The organism is Aquitalea magnusonii, assembly GCF_003202035.1.
Lineage (GTDB): Bacteria > Pseudomonadota > Gammaproteobacteria > Burkholderiales > Chromobacteriaceae > Aquitalea > Aquitalea magnusonii.
This window is the reverse complement of record NZ_QJKC01000007.1, coordinates 1-20,564: the sequence shown is the minus strand read 5'-3', so window position 1 is coordinate 20,564 and position 20,564 is coordinate 1. Positions and strand designations below refer to the sequence as shown.

The 20,564-nt window shown below is 61.5% G+C and carries 14 protein-coding genes; 8 read left to right on the top strand and 6 right to left on the bottom strand.

Features of this window, described 5'->3' with window-relative positions; genetic code table 11:
• Window positions 1–12: 12 nt before the first annotated feature.
• The 3 genes from pdxJ to nagZ are packed head-to-tail and all read left to right on the top strand — an operon-like array spanning window position 13 to window position 2,296.
• Entirely contained in the window at window positions 13–741 is a 729-nt protein-coding gene (gene pdxJ, locus DFR38_RS08730) for a pyridoxine 5'-phosphate synthase (RefSeq protein WP_059285021.1), read from the top strand.
• Between the two features lie 20 nt (window positions 742–761).
• Complete coding sequence (gene acpS, locus DFR38_RS08725; protein ID WP_059285020.1) at window positions 762–1,163, top strand: holo-ACP synthase; 402 nt, start codon at window positions 762–764, stop codon at window positions 1,161–1,163.
• A gap of 50 nt (window positions 1,164–1,213) precedes the next feature.
• Window positions 1,214–2,296, top strand: coding sequence for a beta-N-acetylhexosaminidase (gene nagZ, locus DFR38_RS08720; RefSeq protein ID WP_170124156.1), 1,083 nt, complete (start codon window positions 1,214–1,216; stop codon window positions 2,294–2,296).
• 80 nt (window positions 2,297–2,376) lie between these two features.
• Here the strand turns inward: nagZ and DFR38_RS08715 are convergent, their stop codons facing one another.
• The 6 genes from DFR38_RS08715 to DFR38_RS08690 form a co-directional block, all read right to left on the bottom strand.
• Window positions 2,377–3,534: an HD-GYP domain-containing protein gene (locus DFR38_RS08715; protein WP_059285019.1), complete on the bottom strand. Its 1,158-nt coding sequence runs from the start codon at window positions 3,532–3,534 to the stop codon at window positions 2,377–2,379.
• Between the two features lie 116 nt (window positions 3,535–3,650).
• Window positions 3,651–4,784, bottom strand: coding sequence for an HD-GYP domain-containing protein (locus tag DFR38_RS08710; RefSeq protein ID WP_059285018.1), 1,134 nt, complete (start codon window positions 4,782–4,784; stop codon window positions 3,651–3,653).
• A gap of 85 nt (window positions 4,785–4,869) precedes the next feature.
• A complete protein-coding gene (gene hrpA, locus DFR38_RS08705; RefSeq protein ID WP_110313288.1) occupies window positions 4,870–8,811 on the bottom strand; it encodes an ATP-dependent RNA helicase HrpA in 3,942 nt (1,313 codons plus the stop codon).
• Between the two features lie 113 nt (window positions 8,812–8,924).
• The gene (locus DFR38_RS21710; RefSeq protein ID WP_059286790.1) at window positions 8,925–10,400 is read right to left on the bottom strand and encodes a methyl-accepting chemotaxis protein; all 1,476 of its coding nucleotides are present in this window, start codon (window positions 10,398–10,400) and stop codon (window positions 8,925–8,927) included.
• Window positions 10,401–10,707: 307 nt separating this feature from the next.
• The gene (pta, locus tag DFR38_RS08695; protein WP_059286789.1) at window positions 10,708–12,789 is read right to left on the bottom strand and encodes a phosphate acetyltransferase; all 2,082 of its coding nucleotides are present in this window, start codon (window positions 12,787–12,789) and stop codon (window positions 10,708–10,710) included.
• A 26-nt stretch (window positions 12,790–12,815) separates the two neighbouring features.
• Entirely contained in the window at window positions 12,816–14,009 is a 1,194-nt protein-coding gene (locus DFR38_RS08690) for an acetate/propionate family kinase (RefSeq protein ID WP_059286788.1), read from the bottom strand.
• A 690-nt stretch (window positions 14,010–14,699) separates the two neighbouring features.
• Here DFR38_RS08690 and DFR38_RS08685 point away from each other — a divergent pair.
• From DFR38_RS08685 to DFR38_RS08665, 5 genes are all read left to right on the top strand, one after another.
• The gene (locus tag DFR38_RS08685; protein WP_059286787.1) at window positions 14,700–15,809 is read left to right on the top strand and encodes an aromatic ring-hydroxylating oxygenase subunit alpha; all 1,110 of its coding nucleotides are present in this window, start codon (window positions 14,700–14,702) and stop codon (window positions 15,807–15,809) included.
• Between the two features lie 67 nt (window positions 15,810–15,876).
• Window positions 15,877–16,404: a hypothetical protein gene (locus tag DFR38_RS08680; protein WP_244909893.1), complete on the top strand. Its 528-nt coding sequence runs from the start codon at window positions 15,877–15,879 to the stop codon at window positions 16,402–16,404.
• Window positions 16,405–16,443: 39 nt separating this feature from the next.
• Window positions 16,444–17,313, top strand: coding sequence for a DMT family transporter (locus DFR38_RS08675; RefSeq protein ID WP_059286792.1), 870 nt, complete (start codon window positions 16,444–16,446; stop codon window positions 17,311–17,313).
• Window positions 17,314–17,455: 142 nt separating this feature from the next.
• Window positions 17,456–17,812 carry a SpoIIAA family protein gene (locus DFR38_RS08670; protein ID WP_059286786.1) on the top strand — a complete coding sequence of 119 codons (357 nt, stop codon included), beginning with the start codon at window positions 17,456–17,458 and terminating at the stop codon, window positions 17,810–17,812.
• A gap of 59 nt (window positions 17,813–17,871) precedes the next feature.
• Window positions 17,872–20,187, top strand: coding sequence for a Tex family protein (locus tag DFR38_RS08665; RefSeq protein ID WP_059286785.1), 2,316 nt, complete (start codon window positions 17,872–17,874; stop codon window positions 20,185–20,187).
• Window positions 20,188–20,564: the final 377 nt, after the last annotated feature.

Below are 20,564 nucleotides of genomic sequence, written 5' to 3'. Positions count from 1 at the left end.
CAGGAGCTGAAAATGATTTTGCTAGGTGTGAATATCGATCATGTCGCCACCCTGCGCCAGGCGCGTGGCACCCGCTACCCCAGCCCGATCGAGGCGGCACTGGTGGCGGAAACCGCTGGCGCCGACCTGATCACCCTGCATCTGCGTGAAGACCGTCGCCATATTCAGGATGCCGACGTGGTGGCCATGCGTCAGGTGATCAAGACCCGCATGAACCTGGAAATGGCCATGACGCCGGAAATGCTGGCCAATGCATTGGCCGTGGCCCCGGAAGACGTGTGCCTGGTGCCGGAAAAGCGCGAAGAAGTCACCACCGAAGGTGGGCTGGATGTGTTGGGCCACTATGCCGATGTCTGTCATTACACCGAAACCCTGCAGCAAGCCGGCATCCGCGTGTCCATTTTCATCGATCCGGATCGCGCCCAGATCAGCAAGGCTTACGAGGCCGGTGCCCGCGTGATCGAGCTGCACACCGGTGCTTATGCCGATGCAATCCATGCGGCCGAGCGCGAAGCCGAGCTGGCACGCATCCGTGGCGCCGCGGCCTTTGCCGCCGAGCTGGGCATGGTGGTGAATGCCGGCCACGGGCTGAACTATCACAATGTCAAACCGATTGCCGCCATCCCGCAGATCACCGAGCTGAATATCGGCCATGCCATCATCGGCCAGGCGGTGTTTGTCGGCCTGGACCGCGCCGTGCGCGACATGAAGGCGCTGATGCAGCAAGCCCGCCAGGGCTGAAGCAGGACAGGAGCGGGCAGATGATCTACGGCATTGGCACCGATATGGTGGAAATCGCCCGCATGCAGGGCCTGCTGCAACGCTGGGGCGACAAGGCCGGCCGGCGCATTCTGGCCGAGGCAGAAATGCCGGCCTTCCTGGCCGCGGCCGACCAGGCCCGTTTCCTTGCCAAGCGCTTTGCCGTCAAGGAAGCGTTGTCCAAGGCGGTGGGCACCGGGGTGGTCGCTCCGGTACTGCTGACGGCCATTGTCGTCAGCCACGATGCACAGGGCAAGCCCATGCTGGAGTTTGGCGCGGAGTTGCAGGACTTCCTGGTGCAGCGCGGGGTGGGACGCAGCCATGTTTCCATTAGCGACGAGCGCGAACACGCCCTGGCCTTTGTGGTATTGGAGCGGGATGAGTCCCGGTCTATCCTTGCCTGAGAATCAATCCTGAGGGCCGCCCGGCCCTCGCACTGTTTGGAGTATCAGCCATGCAAGCCTTGTCGCTGCAACGTGGTCCGGTCATGGTGGATGTAGCCGGTTTCAGCCTGAGCGCAGCAGAGCGCACCCGTCTGTCGCATCCGCTGGTAGGCGGTGTCATCCTGTTTCGCCGCAATTTCCAGAATATCGAACAGCTCAAGGCATTGACTGCCGAAATCCGCAGCCTGCGCCATCCCGCGCTGCTGATCGCCGTCGATCACGAGGGCGGCCGGGTCCAGCGTTTTCTGGAAGGTTTCACCCGCTTGCCACCGATGAGTGTGCTGGGTGAGCTGTGGCAGCAGGATGAGGTGGCCGCGCGCGCCGCCGCCGAGGATGTGGGCGTGGTGCTGGCGGCGGAATTGCGCGCCTGTGGCATCGACTTGTCCTTCACCCCGGTGCTGGATCTGGACTGGGGCCGCTGCGCCGTCATCGGCAACCGCGCCTTCCACCGTGATCCGCAGATTGTCAGCGAACTGGCACTGGCGCTGCAGCGCGGCTTGCGGCAGGGCGGCATGGCCACCTGCGGCAAGCACTTCCCCGGTCACGGCTTTGTTGCTGGTGACAGTCATTTCGTGATGCCACAAGACGACCGCAGCCTGGCCCAGCTGGAAGCCGACGATTTGATTCCGTTTGCCCGCCTGGCTGCGGCTGGCATGGGTTCGGTGATGCCGGCCCATGTGGTGTATCCGGCGGTGGATAGCCGCCCGGCCGGTTTTTCCCCGGTGTGGCTGCAGGACATCCTGCGCGGCCAGCTGGGCTTTGATGGCGTCATCTTCTCGGATGATCTGGGGATGGAAGGCGCGGCTGGCGCAGGTGGGTTTGTCGAGCGGGCCGAGGCGGCACTGGAGGCCGGCTGCGACATGGTATTGGTGTGCAATCAGCCGGAGCGTGCGGAAGAAGTGCTGGCCGGCCTGCAGCCACCGCCGCAACCCAAGCTGGCGGAACGGTTGCAGCGCATGGCGGGTGCTGGTGAAACCGCCAGCTGGCAGCAGGAAATACGCAGCCCGGCTTTTGCTGCACGACAGCAAAGGGTGATGGCACTGGGCATGCCGCAGAACGTTTTGCAGGGTCCTGCCGTGGGCGAGGCCAGCTAGCGGTCAGCGGTCAAAGCAGCGCAGGGGCAGGCAACAAGCCGGCGTTAACGCCGGCTTGTTTATTGGTGTGCGGTTTGGTCTCAGCTGGCCTGGGTACGCCACAGCCGCGCCAGGTGCGAGGCGCGTACGCCGGCCATGGCGGCGGGGCAAGGCGAGACTACCTTGTGGGCCGGCAGACTGGTGTCACGAATCAGCGCATCGATATAGGCCGGACCATCGCCATGGCGGATGGCGGCCACTTGCGGCTCGCTGGCCTTTTCGCGGCGTGCCAGTACCACGCCGATTTCATCATTGGCCAGTTTGACAAAGCTGCCGGGCGGGTAAATGCCCAGTTCCTTGATCAGCAAGGTGGTGTAGGCCGGGTCGAATTCGGTGTCCTTGCGCTGGAACAAATGTCCCAGTGCGGCCGCCGGCACCATGCCGGCGCGATAACTGCGCGGGGTCAGCTTGGCGCAGGTGATGTCGGCCATGTGCAGGATGTGGGCCAGTGATTCGATTTCGCCACGGGCCAGACCATAGGGATAGCCATTGCCCAGCCAGGACTCATGATGGGTCTGCACCAGCCAGTGCCACAGCTCGTCGGTGACACCGGCCTCGCGCAGAATGGCCGAGCTCATCAAGGGGTGGCCGGCGATTTCTTCTTCCTGCTGGGGTGTCAGTGCTTCCTGCTGGTGATACAGGGTGTTCTGCAGCTGGCAGATCGACATGTTCATGGTGAGCGCTGCGGCCAGCACGGTATTGCGCTGCGCATTGCTCAAGTGCGGAATGCGGCGGCAGAGCAGGGCCAGCAGGGCGGTGGTATGCAGGGCATGGGCCGGGCCGTACTCGTTGAATGGCACCAGCAGCAGGCTGGCAATCACGCCATCGGGGTGTTGTTCGCTCAGGCTGACGATATCGCGCACCAGCAGGTTGACCTTGCGCGGGAAGTCTTCCAGTTGCAGGGCATAGTTGAGCAGGGTGCGGGTACGTTGTTGCAGAAAGGCCATCTCGTGCAGCACGCTCTCGCGCACCATCATCGGGTCGGCTTCGGGCAGGCTGACGGCATCCAGCTTGTTGCCGTTTACCGCATAGCCCATTTCCAGCAGCTTTTCACGCTGACGGTCGCTCAGCACGAAATGCCCCTTGCTCAGCAGCAACAGGCCGTTCTTGGCATAAACATCCAGCGGCAGTTCCTTGCCCATGAGAATCTGTTCGGGCACTACCTTGTCATGCAGTTGCGTCTTGTTGCGGGTGTTCATGCGGCGATGCTGTCGGCGTGGGTTGCGGGCGCTGCGTCAGCAAGGTGGCGCAGCAGCCGCAATTATAAGCCGATGGACTGTCTGGTGCTTGGCTTTATACCGGCAGTGCCGCCGGCTCAGACCTTCCACAAGCTGGCGAGAAAGGAGATGCGTACGCCGGCCAGGCTGGATGCGCAGGGGCCGGCAATCTTGTATTGCGGGTTGCTGGTTTCGCGTAGCAATACTTCGGCATAGGCCGGGCCGTCCGCCTTGCGCAGCGCCGCCACCTGCGGTTCGCTCGGCTTGTCGCGACGCGCCAGCACCACGGCAATTTCATCATTGACCAGTTTGACAAAGCTGCCTGGCGGATAAATGCCCAGTTCGCGGATCAGCATGGTGGTGAAGGCTGCATCAAAATCCACATCCTTGCGCTGGAACAGCTGGCCCAGCGCCGTGGCGGGCAGCTGTGCGCTGCGATAGCGGCGAGGTGCCAGCTTGGCGCAGGTGATGTCGGCCAGATGCAGCAAATGCGCCGGCGGCAGGATCTGCTTGCGATCCAAGCCGAAGGGATAGCCGGTTCCCTGCCAGTTTTCATGGTGGGTCTGCACCAGCGCGTGCCACAGCTCGTTTTCGATGCCGGCTTCACGCAGGATGGCCGAGCTGAGCAGGGGGTGTTCCTTGATGGCGCTATGGTGCTGGGGCGTCAGCTCCCCTTCGTGGCTGAACAATTCATTCTGCAGCTCGATCTGCGAGACATTCATGGTGAGCGCGGCGCACAGCAGCACTTCGCGGTGGCCGGGTGGCAGCTTCATCTGGCGGGTGATCAGCGCCAGCAGGGCCGTGGTGTGCAAGGAGTGCGCCACGCCGTATTCCTGGAAGGGCAGCAACAGCATGGAGGCCAGCAGGCCGTCCGGGTGGCGTTCGCTCAGCGCGACGATGGTCTGGGCGATGGCGCGCACGCGCTGTTCCAGATCGGGCTGGGTCAGTGCGTGCTGCAGCATATTGCGCACTCTTTGCTGCAGGAAAACGATTTCCTCGAATAGCGACTGACCTTTGCGATAGGTGTCCGGGGTCTTTTCCGCCGGCTTCACCTCGATGGGCTGCTCGGTGAAGCCCAGCTTGATCAGTCGATGCTTCATGTCCGGCGACAGCACATAATGACCACGCTTGAGCAGCAGAATGCCGTTCTTGGCGTAGACATCCATCGGCAATTCCTTGCCGATGGAAATGGCGCTCGATTTGGGCTTGTCGGAAAGATTATTGTCGGACATGGTGCATTGTTTCGGATTGGCCTAGCATTCTATGTTTTCGTCATCGCATATGCCAGCCATTTTCGCCAGCAATGATTGATCATCATCATTGTTTTGGCAGGTCTTGCCAGGCTTTTTGCAAGCGTTTCACTGATACAGGATAGGGCGTCTTCAATTCCTGTGCAAACAGGCTGACGCGCAGTTCTTCCAGTTGCCAGCGGAAATCCCTTAGCGCCGGCGAGGGTTCGCCGGCCTCCCGCTCGCTGGCCATGCGTGCTTCCCATTTGTTCCACAGTTCGCGTATCTCGGCTGCGCGCTGGCCATCGCGTTGCGGATTGGCCGGCTGCTTGTCCATGCGCAGGCTCATGGCGCGCATGTAACGGGTGAGGTGGGGCAGCTGCGACCAGGGCGTGTCGTAGAGGAAGCCGGGGTAAACCAGCTTGCCCAGCTGCTGTTGCAGCTCTGGCCCCAGACGATGCTTCTGTATCTTGTTATAGAGCGGCATGTACTCGCTGCCAACCTGACTCAGATACTGGGTGACCGCCTGGATCACCGCCGGCAGGCGGGTACGGGCGCGGGTTTTCTGCTCGTTGAAGGCTTTTTCGTTGCGTGGCAACGGGTCCTCGCCGATAAAGGCGCGGTCACAGATGCAGGCAATGGCATCGGCCAGCAATTGTTCCACATTGGCCACATTGCGCAGGTTGAGGCCGATCTGGGTCATGCCGGACAGGCCCTTGCCCAGCTGCTTCATCTGTTCCTTCAGCTGCAATTGCAGCAGGCGGATCACCCCTGCACGGTGATGGCATTCGGCCTCCGGCTGGGTATCGAACAGGCGGATGGCCACCTTGTCCTGTTCCAGTGTCAGCGCCGGAAAGCCGGTAAGCTGCTGGCGGCCGCGGGCAAACTGGATGCTTTCCGGCAGTTCGCCAAAATCCCAGCTGCTGACTTCGTCGCGCTCAAAGTCGGCACTGCTGTCGCGGAAGGTGAGCTGGGCGGCCTGGCCAAACTGCTTCTGCAGGGCGAGCAGATCGCGCCCCAGGCCGATTTCCTGCTTGCCGTCATCGATGATGCGGAAGTTGAACAGCAGATGTTCCGGCAGCTCCTGCTGCTTGAAGGCATCAATGTCGACTTTGACGCCGCCGGTTTCGCGCAGGATGAAATGGGCCAGCTGGCCGGCTATCGGCTGCTGTTGGTCAGGATTGCTGCTGAGGAAGCGGGTGACGAAATCCGGCACCGGCACGCAGCAGCGCCGCACCTGCTTGGGCAGGCCCTTGATCAGCTGCTGCAGTTTTTCGCGAATCATGCCCGGTACCAGCCATTCGAACTGTGCTGGCTGCAGGCGGTTGAGAATGGCCAGCGGCACATCCATGGTGACGCCATCCAGCGGATGGCGGGGTTCGAAACGGTATTTCAGCCGCAGCTTGCCGTCTTCCAGTTCCAGCCATTCCGGGAACTGGTTTTCCGTGACGTGCTGGGCGGCATGGCGCATCAATTCTTCGCGCGTCAGGTGCAGCAGCTTGGGCGCGGTTTTTTCCGCTTCCTTGCGCCAGGCTTCAAAGCTGGCGGCATCCACCACTTCGCTGCCAATACGCTCGTGATAGAAGGCATACAGCGCTTCTTCATCCACCAGTACGTCCTGACGACGCGCCTTGTGTTCCAGCTGTTCCACTTCGCGGATCAGCTGCTGGTTGCGCTGGAAGAAGGGCGCATTGCTGACGTAATCCATATTGACCAGTGCGCCGCGGATAAACAGCTCGCGTGCTTCCTGGGGCGCAATGCGGCCATAGCTGACGGCGCGACGCGGTATCAGCGTCAGGCCATACAGGGTGACGCGTTCGCTGGCCACCACTTCGCCCCGGCTCTTTTCCCAGTGCGGTTCGAAATAGTGGTATTTCACCAGGTGGGAGGCCAGTTTTTCCACCCATTCCGGCTCGATCTTGGCCACGCAGCGGGCATAGAGGCGGGTGGTTTCCACCAGCTCGGCCGCCACCAGCCACTTGGGCTTGCTCTTTTTCAGGCCGGAGCCGGGGAAGACATGAAAACTGACGCCGCGGGCGCCCATGTAGTCGTCGCCTTCCAGATTCTTCATGCCGATATTGCCCACCAGGCCGGTCAGCAGCGCCTTGTGCAGGTTTTCGTAGGCCACGGCATCCAGTTGCTGGCGTTTTTTCTGCGACAGCTGGGCATCGGGCTGTTCGGCATCGGCATGGGCGTCTTCACGCTTGATCAGCCCCAGTTCGCTGGCAATTTCCGCCAGTTGGCCGTGCAGCTCGCGCCACTCGCGCAGGCGCAGATAGGACAGGAAATGCTCGTGGCAGGTATTCACCAGCAGGCGGTTGGATTTCTTGTGCTTGAGCGCTTCGCTGAAGAAGTCCCATAGATGCAGATAGGACAGGAAGTCGGATTTTTCGTCGTTAAAGCGCGCCTGGGCGCGTTCGGCGGCTTCGCGTGCTTCGAAGGGGCGTTCGCGCGGGTCCTGGATGGACAGGGCCGAGGCGATGATCAGCACCTCGCGCATGCAGCCGAAATCGCGGCCGGCCAGCAGCAGCCGGCCCACCTTCGGGTCCACCGGGATGCGCGCCAGCTCCTTGCCCACCGCGGTGAGTTCGTTATTGTCGGTGACCGCGCCCAGTTCGGTCAGTACCTGGTAGCCGTCGGCAATCAGGCGGCTGCTGGGGGCTTCCAGAAAGGGGAAGGCATCCACCTGACCCAGCCGCAGTGCGGCCATGCGCAGGATGACTGCCGCCAGGTTGGAGCGGATGATTTCCGGGTCGGTAAAGGCCGGGCGGGCGTTGAAGTCTTCTTCGCTATACAGGCGCACGCAGATGCCGGCCTCGACCCGGCCGCAACGACCGGCGCGCTGGCGGGCGGCTGCCTGCGAAATCTTTTCCACCTGCAGCAGTTCCACCTTGGCGCGCGGGCTGTAGCGGTTAAGCCGGGCCAGGCCGGTGTCGATCACATACTTGATGCCCGGTACGGTGAGCGAGGTTTCCGCCACATTGGTGGCCAGCACGATGCGCCGTCCGCCAGAGGGTTTGAAGATTTTCTGCTGATCCTCATTGGACAGACGGGCAAACAGCGGCAGGATTTCATAACCGCGAATGCCGGATTTGCGCAGCTTTTCCGCCGTTTCGCGGATTTCGCGCTCGCCCGGCAGGAAAACCAGCATGTCGCCGGGGCCCTGACGTGACAGCTCGTCGGCAGCATCGACAATGGCGTCTTCCATTTCCATTTCGCGCTCGTCCTCGTCGCGCTGCTTGAGCGGGCGATAGCGTACCTCCACCGGGAAGGTGCGGCCGGACACTTCAATCACCGGTGCGCCATCGAAATGGCGGGCAAAGCGGTCGGCGTCGATGGTGGCCGAGGTGATGATGATTTTCAGGTCAGGGCGGCGCGGCAGCAGCTGCTTGAGAAAGCCCAGCAGGAAGTCGATGTTGAGGCTGCGTTCGTGCGCCTCGTCGATGATGATGGTGTCGTAGGCTTCCAGATAACGGTCGGTCTGGGTTTCCGCCAGCATGATGCCGTCGGTCATCAGCTTGATGACGGACTTGTCCGACAGCTTGTCGGTAAAGCGCACCTTGAAACCGACATGCTCGCCCAGCTGCGAGCCCAGCTCCTGCGCAATGCGGGTGGCTACCGAGCGCGCGGCCAGCCGGCGCGGCTGGGTGTGGCCGATCAGCCCGTACACGCCACGGCCCAGCTCCAGGCAGATCTTGGGAATCTGCGTGGTTTTACCCGAGCCGGTTTCGCCGCAGATGATCACCACCTGATGCCCGGCAATGGCCGCCTTGATGTCGTCCAGCTTCTGGTTGACCGGCAGGGCGTCGTCAAACTGCGGGCGCGGCATGTGCTGGCGGCGGGCCTCGACACGGGCGGCCGAGCGTTCCAGTTGCTGGCTGATGTCGGCCAGTTGCTTGTCGGCAGGCTGGCCTTTTTTCAGCCGCTCGCCGGCATCGTTCAGCTTGCGGCGCAAGACATGGCGATCACGGATCAGGCAGTGGGCAAGGCGGGTTTTCAGTTGGGACAGCTGCTGGACTGGGGTGGTCATCGGGCAAAGAGCACTGGTTTACAGAAGGCAGCCAGTATAACAGAGGCCGGGCTGGCGACTGAAAGCAAAAGACCGCCAGTTGGCGGTCTGGGCGGGATGGCGTTCGCTGGCGGCTAGCCGGCGTACTGGGCCTGCGAGGAGCGGCCCAGCTCGTCCAGCAGCTGGTCCAGCCGCTTGATGGCGTCGGCGATGGAGCGGGTTTCGGTGGATAGCGAGCGAGTGGATTCGCCCACGGCGGTAATGTCGCCGGCAAATTGGGCAAAGCCGTGATTCTGGCTGTTTTCTGCCTGCGCCACCTGTTCGAGCAGGCCGGCCAGCTGGCGGGTTTCCTGGATGATGCCCTGCAGGTTCTGCTGGGCTTCCAGCGCATTGTTGCGGCCAGCCTGCATCTGGTCGTTGCCGTCGCGCATGGCGACGATGGCCTGATTGGTGCCGTCCACGATCAGCTTGATCTTGTTGCCGATATCCAGCGTGGCGTTCTGGGTGCGTTCGGCCAGCTTGCGTACCTCATCCGCCACCACGGCGAAGCCACGGCCCATTTCACCGGCACGGGCGGCTTCGATGGCGGCATTAAGCGCCAGCAGATTGGTCTGGTCGGCAATGTCACGGATCAGCTGCACAATGCCATTGACCTCGGCACTGCGCTGGCCCAGGTCTTCCAGCTTGCTGGCCGCGTGCGAAATCACCTCGCCGGCCCGACCCAGCTGGCGAACGGCCTGGTCCATCACCTCGCCGCCACTATTGGCGGCCTGGCCGGCGGTGGCAGCCAGCCGGGTGGCGCTGCTGGATTGGGCGGCGTTCTGGCCGGTGACCACTGCCATCTGCTGTGCCACCACCATCATGTCTTCGGCGCGGCTGCGCTGCTCGGCCATGGTCTGCGCCATCAGCCCGGTGCTGTCGGCAATGTCGCGGCTGGCGCTGGAGGCGGCCTGAATCGAACGCGCCACCTGTTCCATCATCTCGCGCATGGCACGGCTGGCATGCTCGGATTCGGCCCGCGCCCGCTCCAGCCGTTCCAGGCTTTTTACCTTGGCCTTGTCAAAGGCCATGGCCAGCGTCAGCACCACAATGGTCAGGCCGATCAGCGACTTGGCCTGCAGTTTGGGAATCTCCTCGCGGGCGATGGGCACGGTCGGCAGCGCGCCGGGGTCGCTGGACAGCAGGTAAAACACGGCGATGGCCAGAATGGTCAGGGCCATCCAGGTCCAGCCCGAGCGGCGGGTGGAGACAAAGATGGCGGTAAACGGGATGGAGGCAAACCACACCACGCTGGTGGACATGATGCCGCCGTTGACATACACCATCCAGCACACCATGACGAACATGCAGCTGGTGATGAATTCGGCACAAAAGCGTACGGCACCCGTCAGCCTGAGCAGCAGGGTGCCCAGCAGCAGGCCCAGTCCGCCCAGGGCAATGCCCGTGCCCATGGCGCTGTGGCCCAGCATGAAATACTCGACGGAAAACAAGGGCGCGATGCCGCCGGCCAGCAGGCCGACGCCGACGGTGGTGCGGGCCGGGATGGCCAGTTCGGGTGATTGGCGGATGTCTTCCGGAATAAACCAATCGGTAATGGTGGTGGCAGCCATGTGGTGAGTCCTCCCTCGTAGAGCTTGATTTGTAAGTATTCTTTTGTTTTATTTGCCTGTTTTTTAAAACAGTGCGAGTCATAATGTAAAACATCCGTTTGAATGCGGCAATATCCGGTCTGGAATGCCGCTTGTTTGATGTCATGTTGTGGCTGCTGGCAGAAGGAATTTGCTTGATTCGCCTTGCAAAGTCGTTTTGAAACAGGCGGTTGAGATCATTGCCACTTGTTGCGGCAATGGCGCAGGACGCAAAAAAGCCCGCCGGTGAGGGCGGGCTTTTGTGGTGGCTGATGCTGCCGGAGTGGTCTTAGCGCTTGTCCGCCTGAATGGCGGTCAGGGCGATGGTGTAGACGATGTCATCCACCAGTGCGCCGCGCGACAGGTCGTTCACCGGTTTGCGCAGGCCCTGCAGCATGGGGCCCACACTGACTACGCCAGCCGAGCGCTGTACTGCCTTGTAGGTGGTGTTGCCGGTGTTGAGGTCCGGGAACACAAACACGGTGGCGCGGCCAGCCACCGTGCTGTCCGGGGCCTTTTGACGGCCTACCGACTCCACGCTGGCGGCGTCGTATTGCATCGGCCCGTCGATTTCCAGTTCCGGGCGCTTTTCCTTGGCGATGCGGGTGGCTTCGCGCACTTTTTCCACGTCCGAGCCGCTGCCGGAGCTGCCGGTGGAGTAGGAAATCATCGCCACGCGCGGCGGAATGCCAAAGGCCGCGGCGGAGTCGGCCGACTGGATGGCGATGTCGGCCAGGTCTTCCGCGGTCGGGTCCGGGTTGACCGCACAGTCGCCGTAGACCAGCACCTGTTCCGGCATCAGCATGAAGAACACGCTGGAAACCAGCTTGGCTTCCGGGGCGGTCTTGATCAGCTGCAGGGCAGGGCGGATGGTGTTGGCGGTGGTGTGTACCGCGCCGGAGACCAGGCCGTCCACTTCGCCCAGGGCCAGCATCATGGTGCCCAGTACCACATTGTCTTCCAGCTGTTGCTCGGCCATCGGTGCGTTCAGGCCCTTGCCCTTGCGCAGTTCCACCATGGGCTGGATGTAGTTGCCGCGTACTTCGTTGGGATCGAGGATTTCAATCGAAGCGGGCAGGGTGACGCCCTGGGCTTCGGCAATCTGTTCGATCTCGGCGCGGTTGCCAATCAGCACGCAATGGGCAATGCCCTTTTCCTGACAGATGGCGGCGGCCTTGACGGTACGCGGCTCATTGCCTTCTGGCAACACGATGCGCTTGCCGGCACGGCGGGCCTTTTCCATCAGCTGATAGCGGAAGGCCGGCGGCGGCATGCGGTGTTCGCGCGGCGCGCCGACATTGCGCTTGAGCTTGTCGGCGTCCAGATGCTCGGCCACGAAGTCGATCACCCGCTCCATCCGTTCCAGATCGTCCGCCGGTACCTGGCGGCTCATATTGCTGAGGAAGCTGGCGGTTTCAAAGGTGTTGTGCGTGGTGGTCATCACCGGCAGGCCGCTGGTGAAGGCCTGGTGGCACAGTTGCTGGATGCGCGGGTCGGGCAGCGAGTCGCAGGTCAGCAGCAGGCCGGCCAGCGGCACGCCGTTCATGGCGGCCATGGAGGTGCCCAGCACGATGTCTTCGCGATCACCGGCGGTGACGATCAGCGCGCCGGGTTTCAGCAGATGCACCACATTGGGCACGGTGCGGGCGGTTACCGCCATGCTGCGCACGCGGCGGCGGCTGATCTGGCCGGCGTGCAGCACGCGCGCCTGCAGATAATGGGCCACGTCCAGTGTGCGCGGGGCCAGCAGCTCCGGCTCGCTGGGAATGGCGCCTATCATGGTCAGGCGGTTTTTCTGCAGCAGGTTGCCCGCTTCCAGGATTTCCATCGCCAGCTGCTGGGCTTTTTGTTCCTTGGGCAGGCGATTCAGGATGTAGCCGGCGACATGGCCGGGCTGGGCGCCGAAAGCCTGCAGGCTCAGTTCCAGCTGCTCGGCGATTTCGTGGCTGGCCAGCTTGTCGGCGGCGGTGACCAGAATGGTTTGCGCCTGCAGGTTACGGGCGATCTTGGTATTGAGGAAGGTGGAGAACACCTGCTTCTGGTCGGGGACCAGGCCCTCCACAATCATCAGGTCGACATTGTGCGATGCCTGCTGGTAGAGCGACACCACTTCTTCCATCAATTGGTCGATTTCGCCCTGCGCCAGCAGGTGTTCCACCCGCTCCATCGGCAGCGGCTCCGGCGGATTCAGGTGGCAGATGGCGCGGGCAAAGTGGGTGGAGCGTTCCGGCGAGCTGCTGTCGGCACCCTGGGCAATGGGTTTGACAAACCCCACGCGCAGGCCGGATTGCTCCAGCGCGCGAATCATGCCCAGTGCCACCGAGGTCAGCCCGGCATCAAAGCCGGTCGGGGCCAGAAAAAAAGTATGCATGCTTGGACTCTTTCCTTAGCGCAGCCTCAGACCGACAGGCCGGCCAGCCGGGCGGTGTCGAGGGCAATCATCAGTTCTTCGTCGGTATTGATCACCAGGGCCGGCACGGAGTCGGCGGTGGTGATGCGGCCAGCCTTGCCGCGAACGCATTGTTCGTTGGCGGCTTCGTCCAGCTTGAGGCCCAGGAAACCCAGCTGCTTGATGACGCGGGCGCGCAGGTAGGACGAGTTTTCGCCAATGCCACCGGTGAACAGCACGCCATCCAGCCGGCCCAGGGCCACGGTCAGCGCGGCAATATGCTTGGCCAGGCGGTAGCTGAAGATGTCCAGAGCCAGGATGGCTTCCGGCTTGCCGGCCATGGCGGCGTCTTCCAGTTCGCGGCAGTCGCTGGATTGTTCGGACAGGCCCAGCAGGCCGGATTTCTTGTTCAGCAGATCGGTCACGCCGTTGACATCCAGGCCCAGCTCGGAGGCCAGATAGCCAAAGATGCCCGGATCGATGTCGCCGGAGCGGGTACCCATCACCAGGCCTTCCAGCGGGGTCAGGCCCATGGTGGTGTCCACGCTCTTGCCACCCTTGATGGCGGCGGCAGAGGCGCCATTGCCCAGGTGGGCGCAGACAAAGGCGGTGTCTTCCAGCGGCTTGCCCAGCAGGCTGGCGGCTTCGCCGGTGACAAAGCGGTAGCTGGTGCCGTGGAAGCCATAGCGACGCACGCCATGCTCGCGGTACAGCTGCATGGGCACGGCATACAGATAAGCCTGCTGCGGCATGCTCTGATGGAAGGCGGTGTCGAATACCGCAACCTGAGTCAGGCCGGGGAATTGCTGCATGGCGGTGCGGATGCCCAGCAGATGCGCCGGGTTATGCAGCGGGGCCAGTTTGGCGCATTTCTCGATTTCGGCGATGACGGTGTCGTCGATGACTGCGGAAGCCTTGAAGTGCTCGCCACCATGCACCACGCGATGGCCTACCGCCTTGACGCTATCCAGCAAGTCCAGCACGCGCAGACGTTCGATGATGGCGTGCATGGCGGCGGCGTGGTTGGCTTCGCTCAGCGGCTGGCTATCTTTCTGGCCGGCATGCTTGAAGCTGATCTGGGCTTGTTCCAGGCCCAGTTTTTCGGCGAGGCCAGTCAGGATGGCTTGTTTGCTGGCGGTGTCGATCAGGGCAAATTTCAGCGAGGAACTGCCGCAGTTGATAACGAGAATGCTTGATTTCATAGGCGCTGGAAGTAGTAAATGGCTAAAAAGGGGTCCGTTGGGAAAATAACTGTCGCCAGCCGGCATGTCGGCCATATTAGGATTATGACTGTGGCAGCAAGATGACGGTGCGGAGCAGTTGACGGGCTCCTCTTCTCTTTCCTTTGGTCGGTGTTAACCGGGCGGCGATTATCCGCTGCTGGCACGCTGGCGGCAATGCGGGGTTTTCCTCGCTTGCGCAGCGCAGCAAGCGCCTGCATTGCTGTAGTGACAAGCCTTGGCGGCGTGTCAGGCCATGCAGGTGGGCATATTGCAGCGCGGACCGGCGTGGTGCTTGCCAGCTTGGCCTTGCGCGCTGGCCTGGCGGCCTGTCACAAGTGGCGGTGGATTCGCCCGCGCAGTATAGCATATCGATCATCAGCTGCTAATGTTGCTTCGCACAATTTGAGCTAAAGCAATGATTCCTATGGCAGCGCTGGATGAAAATGTCCTGAATTTTGCAAAATGCCATTTTGTAGCGGCAATGTTTCAGTCTGTCCCCGCTTTTCCGTGGCAAAAATTGCTTGCCCCCCCTCGCGGGGCGGGGCATAATCCCGCCCTCGCAAAGCACAGGCTTGGCCTTTGTTTTAATTCATTGTTTTGATGGTTCCGTAAACTCGTTTAGCGAGATTCGGCTGGTCTTATATCTTCTACCACGGAGGTGTGGGAATAATGTCTGATCTGGCTTCTTCGCAGATGCTACAGGCGTCTGCTGCTCAGCTGCCTATCTATACTTATTTTGATCCCGCTCACTACGAGCTGGAGCAAAAACAACTGTTTGCCAATGCTCCGCTGTATTACGGCCATGAGCTGATGGTGCCCAATGACGGGGACTATCACACGCTCGACTGGCTGGGCCATGGCAAGATGCTCAAGAATGTGGGCGGTGAAATCAAGCTGATTTCCAACGTCTGCCGGCACCGTCAGGCCCTGATCTATCAGGGGCGCGGCAATGGCAACCACATGGTGTGCAATCTGCATGGCTGGACTTACGACGCCGAAGGCAAGCTGCTGGGCGCGCCGCATTTCCCGCAAACACCCTGTCTCAATCTGAATCAGACGCAGCTGACACGCTGGAACGGCCTGCTGTTTGATGCCGGCCGCGACATTGCTGCCGATCTGGCGCAGCTGGGTGTGGCCAAGCATCTGGATTTCTCCGAGTTCGCTTTCCATTCGACGCAAACCACCGAATACGACTTCAACTGGAAAACCTTTATTGAAGTCTATTCCGAGGATTACCACGTCGATCCCTTCCATCCGGGCCTGGGCAATTTTGTTGATTGCGCGGAACTGAAATGGGAGTGGGGCGCGCAATACCATGTGCAGACGGTTGGTGTGAAAAACCAGCTGGCCCGCTCCGGTTCGCGCGTCTACGGCAAGTGGCACGAGGAAGTGCGCCGCCGCTTTGCCGACCAGCAACCGGAGTTTGGTGCCATCTGGCTGACCTACTACCCCAACATCATGGTGGAGTGGTACCCGCATGTGCTGGTGGTCAGCGTGGTCATCCCGCGCGGTCCGGAAAAATGCACCGTCATCACCGAGTTCTACTACCCGGAAGATGTGGTGTATTTCGAACCGGAATTCGTCGAAGCCGAGCAGGCCGCTTACTTCGAAACCGCCAAGGAAGACGACGAAATCTGCTATCGCATGCACCAGGGCCGTCGGGCGCTGTGGCTGCGTGGCGAGAGCGAAGTGGGGCCGTACCAATACCCCACCGAGGAAGGCATGCAACACTTCCACGAGTTCTACCGCCGCATGATGGGCGATGCCATGGCTGGCTAAGCCGGGTATTTCAGTGCAGAATGGCAAAGGCGCGGGTTTCCGCGCCTTTTTCTTTGTCTTGATGACAATGCACTGGCAAAAATACATTCTCTTCTCCGGGCTGAGCCTGCTGGCCGGCCCGTTGCTGGCGGCCGCTTTTGTCGATCCGGCCAGCAAGATCAGCTTCACTCTGCCTGCCGGCTGGAAAGTCCGCAGCGTGGTGCAGGAGGGCGTGCGCGTGATCAAGGTGGTGCCGCCCAAGGCCGACCAGCGCGAACGCGCCGCCATCGAAGTGACCCTGCAAGAGCGCAAGGCCGGCAAGGCGGATGCGCCCGAGCGGCTGCAGCGCCGCTTCCGCCAGGCCGAGGCGGACCGCGAAGCGGCTGTCTATACCCGGCTGAATCCGCATAGCGGCCGGCTGGTCACCGAATACCGCGAGGGCAGCTTTGTCTCTGGCCGCTTGTGGATTGTGCGGCACAATCTGCAGGTGTTTCTGCCGACGCCAGGCAAGCGCCTGTTGGTGGCCCGCTGTGCTGCCAATGCATCCGAATTCAAAACCTACCGCCGGCAGCTGGAAACAATCTGCCTGTCGGCCACTTTCCTGCACAAACCATGATGTCCTGCCATCTTGTCCAATCTGCCGCCGGAGCTGCTGATGCCGGCTGAACTGTTGCTGCGGCTGCGGCGCGGCCAGCTGGGTGCCGGCTGGATGGTGATTGCCGCCGTCTTCTTTGCCTTGATGGGAGTATTCGTCAAGGCTGGTGCCCAGCATTTCAACTCCATCGAACTGCTATTCTGGCGCACGCTGATCGGCACGCTCATTCTTGGTTTCGGCATCCGCCTGCGCGGCTTGTCCTTGGCCACCCCGCATTGGCTGGGCCATATCAAGCGCAGCTTTGTCGGTTATCTGTCGATGTCGGCGCTGTTTTACGCGCTGACTCATCTGCCGCTATCCACGGCGGTGACCCTCAACTACACCTCCTCGCTGTTTTTCTCGCTGATCTGCGTGGTCAAGCTCAAGGACAAGCTGTCGCGCCCGGCGGCGCTGGCGCTGGGACTGGGGTTTCTAGGTATTGTGCTGTTGCTGCGGCCTACTTTCAGTTCGGCTCAATGGCTGGCTGGCGTGGTGGGCCTGTTATCTGGCGTATCTGCCGGTTTTGCTGTGTTCCAGGTGCGGGAACTGGGGCAGATGGGCGAACCATCCTGGCGCGTGGTGTTCTGGTTTTTTGCCATTGCCAGCCTGTTTGGCGCCATCTGGCTGGTCCTGGGGCCTGGATTCTCACCGATTCGTCCGGATAATGTGGCGGCGCTGCTGGGCGTAGGGGTGTGCGGCATGCTGGGGCAGCTGGCGATGACCATGGCTTACAAGGAAGGCCGCAAATACCTGGTGGCCAGTTTCGCCTACCTTACCGTGGTGTTCTCTGCCTTGTTAGGCGTATTGCTGTGGGGAGATGCGCTGGGGCCGGATGCACTGATGGGCATGGGCATGATCGTGGGGGCCGGCTTGCTGGCGGCCGTACGCTGATGCATGCCGAAATCATGCGCAAGCTTGATGGTTGTCAGCAGAATCTTGACCGCGCGGGGCTAGAATACAATCATGATCGCGCTGCGGCTATTGGCGTGGCATCAACAATAACAGGCAGGACTCACACTTTAGGAGATACAGCATGATTTCTATCCGCGAACAGGATTATGGTCTGGATGTGGCGCTGTTCAATGAATTCTCGCTGGCGGATTTCAAGCTGTTCGAGGATGCCCTGGTCAAGCGCGTGGCGGAGCAAGGCAAGCCGGATGTGCTGCTGGATCTGACCGAGCTGATCGATTTCACCCTGGACATGGCAGTGGAAGAAGTGAAGTTTGTGCGTGCACATGAAAAAGACTTCGGCCGCATTGCGCTGGTGGTGAGCGATGTATGGATCAAACTGGCTGCGCATATTGCCGGCTTGCTGTCGCACAACCATCTCGAATACTTCGATACCGTGGAAGAGGCGCAGGCCTGGCTGGCCAGGCCGGTTGCCGCTTGATTTTGGGGCGAATGCCGGTACAGTAGCGGTTTTTGTTCAGCAAGAAAGAATAAAAACCGATGTTGAAAAGCATTGCCAGTCGTCTGGCCACTGAACTTGCCGTTCGCGAAAACCAGGTGGCGGCCACTATCGAACTGATCGACGGTGGTGCCACCGTTCCTTTTATTGCCCGTTACCGCAAGGAAGTCACCGGCGGGCTGGATGATACCCAGCTGCGCACCCTGGCCGAGCGACTGGTCTATCTGCGCGAGCTGGATGATCGCCGCGACAGCATCCTCGCCAGCATCCGCGAGCAGGACAAGCTCACCCCCGAGCTGACGGCTGCGCTCTACGCTGCCGACAACAAGACCGCGCTGGAAGACCTGTATCTTCCCTACAAGCCCAAACGCCGCACCAAGGCGCAAATCGCCCGCGAAGCCGGCTTGCAGCCATTGGCCGACAGTCTGCTGGCCGACCCTTCGCAATCCCCGGAAACACTGGCACTCACTTATCTCAATGTCGAGGCAGGAGTCGGCGATGCCAAGGCCGCACTGGATGGTGCGCGTGCCATCCTGATTGAACAATTTGCCGAAGATGGCGAGCTGCTGGGACGCCTGCGTGAAAAGCTGTGGAATGAGGCCGAACTGGCCGCCAGCGTAGTGGCAGGCAAGGAGCAGGAGGGCGCCAAGTTTGCCGACTACTTCGACCATCGCGAGCCGCTGCGCTCCACCCCCTCGCATCGTGCGCTGGCGCTGCTGCGCGGTCGCAACGAAGGCGTGCTCAGCATTGCGCTCAAATACCAGCCGGACGAAACGCCGATTACCGAGCGTTCCAGCTATGAATTACTGATCGGGCAGCGCTTTGGCGTGCAGGACAAGGGTCGTGCCGCCGACAAATGGCTGCTGGATGGTGTGCGCCTGTGCTGGCGCGCCAAGATTTTCCTGTCGCTGGAGCTGGAGCTGATGGGCCGGCTGAAGGACGCCGCCGATGGCGAAGCCATCAAGGTGTTCGCCGACAATCTGCACGATCTGTTGCTGGCGGCGCCGGCCGGGCAACGTGCCACGCTGGGCCTGGATCCTGGTCTGCGTACCGGCGTCAAGGTGGCCGTGGTGGATGGTACCGGCAAGGTGCTGGACACCACCGCCATCTACCCGCACGAACCACGCCGTGAATGGGACAAATCCATCGCCATTCTGGGCGCACTGTGTACCCGTCATCATGTTGACCTGATTGCCATTGGCAATGGCACGGCCAGCCGCGAAACCGACAAGCTGGCACAAGACCTGATCAAGGCCTACCCGCAATTGGGTATGACCAAAATCGTGGTGTCCGAGGCAGGCGCATCAGTGTATTCGGCTTCCGAGCTGGCGGCCAAGGAATTCCCGGACATGGACGTCAGCCTGCGCGGTGCCGTCTCCATTGCCCGCCGCCTGCAAGACCCGCTGGCCGAACTGGTGAAGATCGACCCGAAATCCATCGGCGTGGGCCAGTATCAGCACGACGTCAACCAAAGCCAATTGGCGCGCGCACTGGATGCGGTGGTGGAAGATTGCGTGAATGCCGTCGGGGTGGATGTGAATACCGCCTCCGTCCCGCTGCTGACCCGCATCTCTGGCCTGAACAGTACGCTGGCAGCCAATATTGTGGCCTATCGTGACCAGAATGGTGCCTTCAAAAACCGCAAGCAGCTGTTGAAAGTCCCGCGGCTGGGCGAAAAGACCTTCGAGCAGGCTGCTGGCTTCCTGCGCATCAGCGGCGGCGACAATCCGCTGGATGCTTCCTCGGTGCACCCGGAAGCTTACCCGGTGGTAGAAAAAATCGTCGCCAGGCTGGGGCGCGAGGTGAAGTCCCTGCTGGGGGATTCGGTGGCGCTCAAATCAGTCAAGGCGGCGGACTACACGGATGAGCGCTTCGGCCTGCCCACCGTCATGGACATCCTGAAGGAACTGGACAAGCCGGGACGCGACCCGCGACCGGAGTTCAAGACCGCCACTTTCCAGGACGGTGTCGAGGACATCAAGCATCTGCAACCCGGCATGGTGTTGGAAGGTGTGGTCACCAATGTCGCCAACTTTGGTGCCTTTGTTGATATCGGCGTACATCAGGATGGCCTGGTGCACATCTCCGCGCTGTCCAGCAAATTCATCGACGACCCGCGCAAGGTGGTGAAGGCCGGTGACGTGGTCAAGGTCAAGGTGCTGGAAGTGGACGTGGCGCGCAAGCGCATCGCCCTTACCATGCGCCTGAGCGATGAAGTCGGCACAGTCAGTCGCGGTGCGCGCCCGGAAGCCGGTCGTGCTGGCGATCAACGTGGCCGGCAGTCACCTTCGCGCGCGCAGCAGCCTGCGGGTGAGTCGGCGATGGCTGCGGCATTTGCCAAGCTGAAGCAGCGTTGAGTGCACGTCATATCACCTATCATATATAGAAGCTAACAAGCCCGGCCCCGCCGGGCTTTTTGCTGCCTGAGCCAGCGTCGAGACCAACTTTTGCGTCCGCCAGCCACCTTTTTCAGTACCCAGGTGAGCACCGGTACACCATCCACTGTGCGTCCGCAGCAAAACAGTCATGAAGCCCGTATTTCATAAATCATTGCTGCTCAGTGACTTAGCGCGCAGCGGGCCGGGATTTCAGCAAAATCTGCACTTTTCTTCACACAAAGTGTTGACGAGGGTGGGGCGGGGCGGTATAGTTCGCCTCCTCAGCAGACAACGCAGCGACGGAAACGAAACGCAGCGACCTGCACCGCTCTTTAAAAAACAGAATAACCGATAGG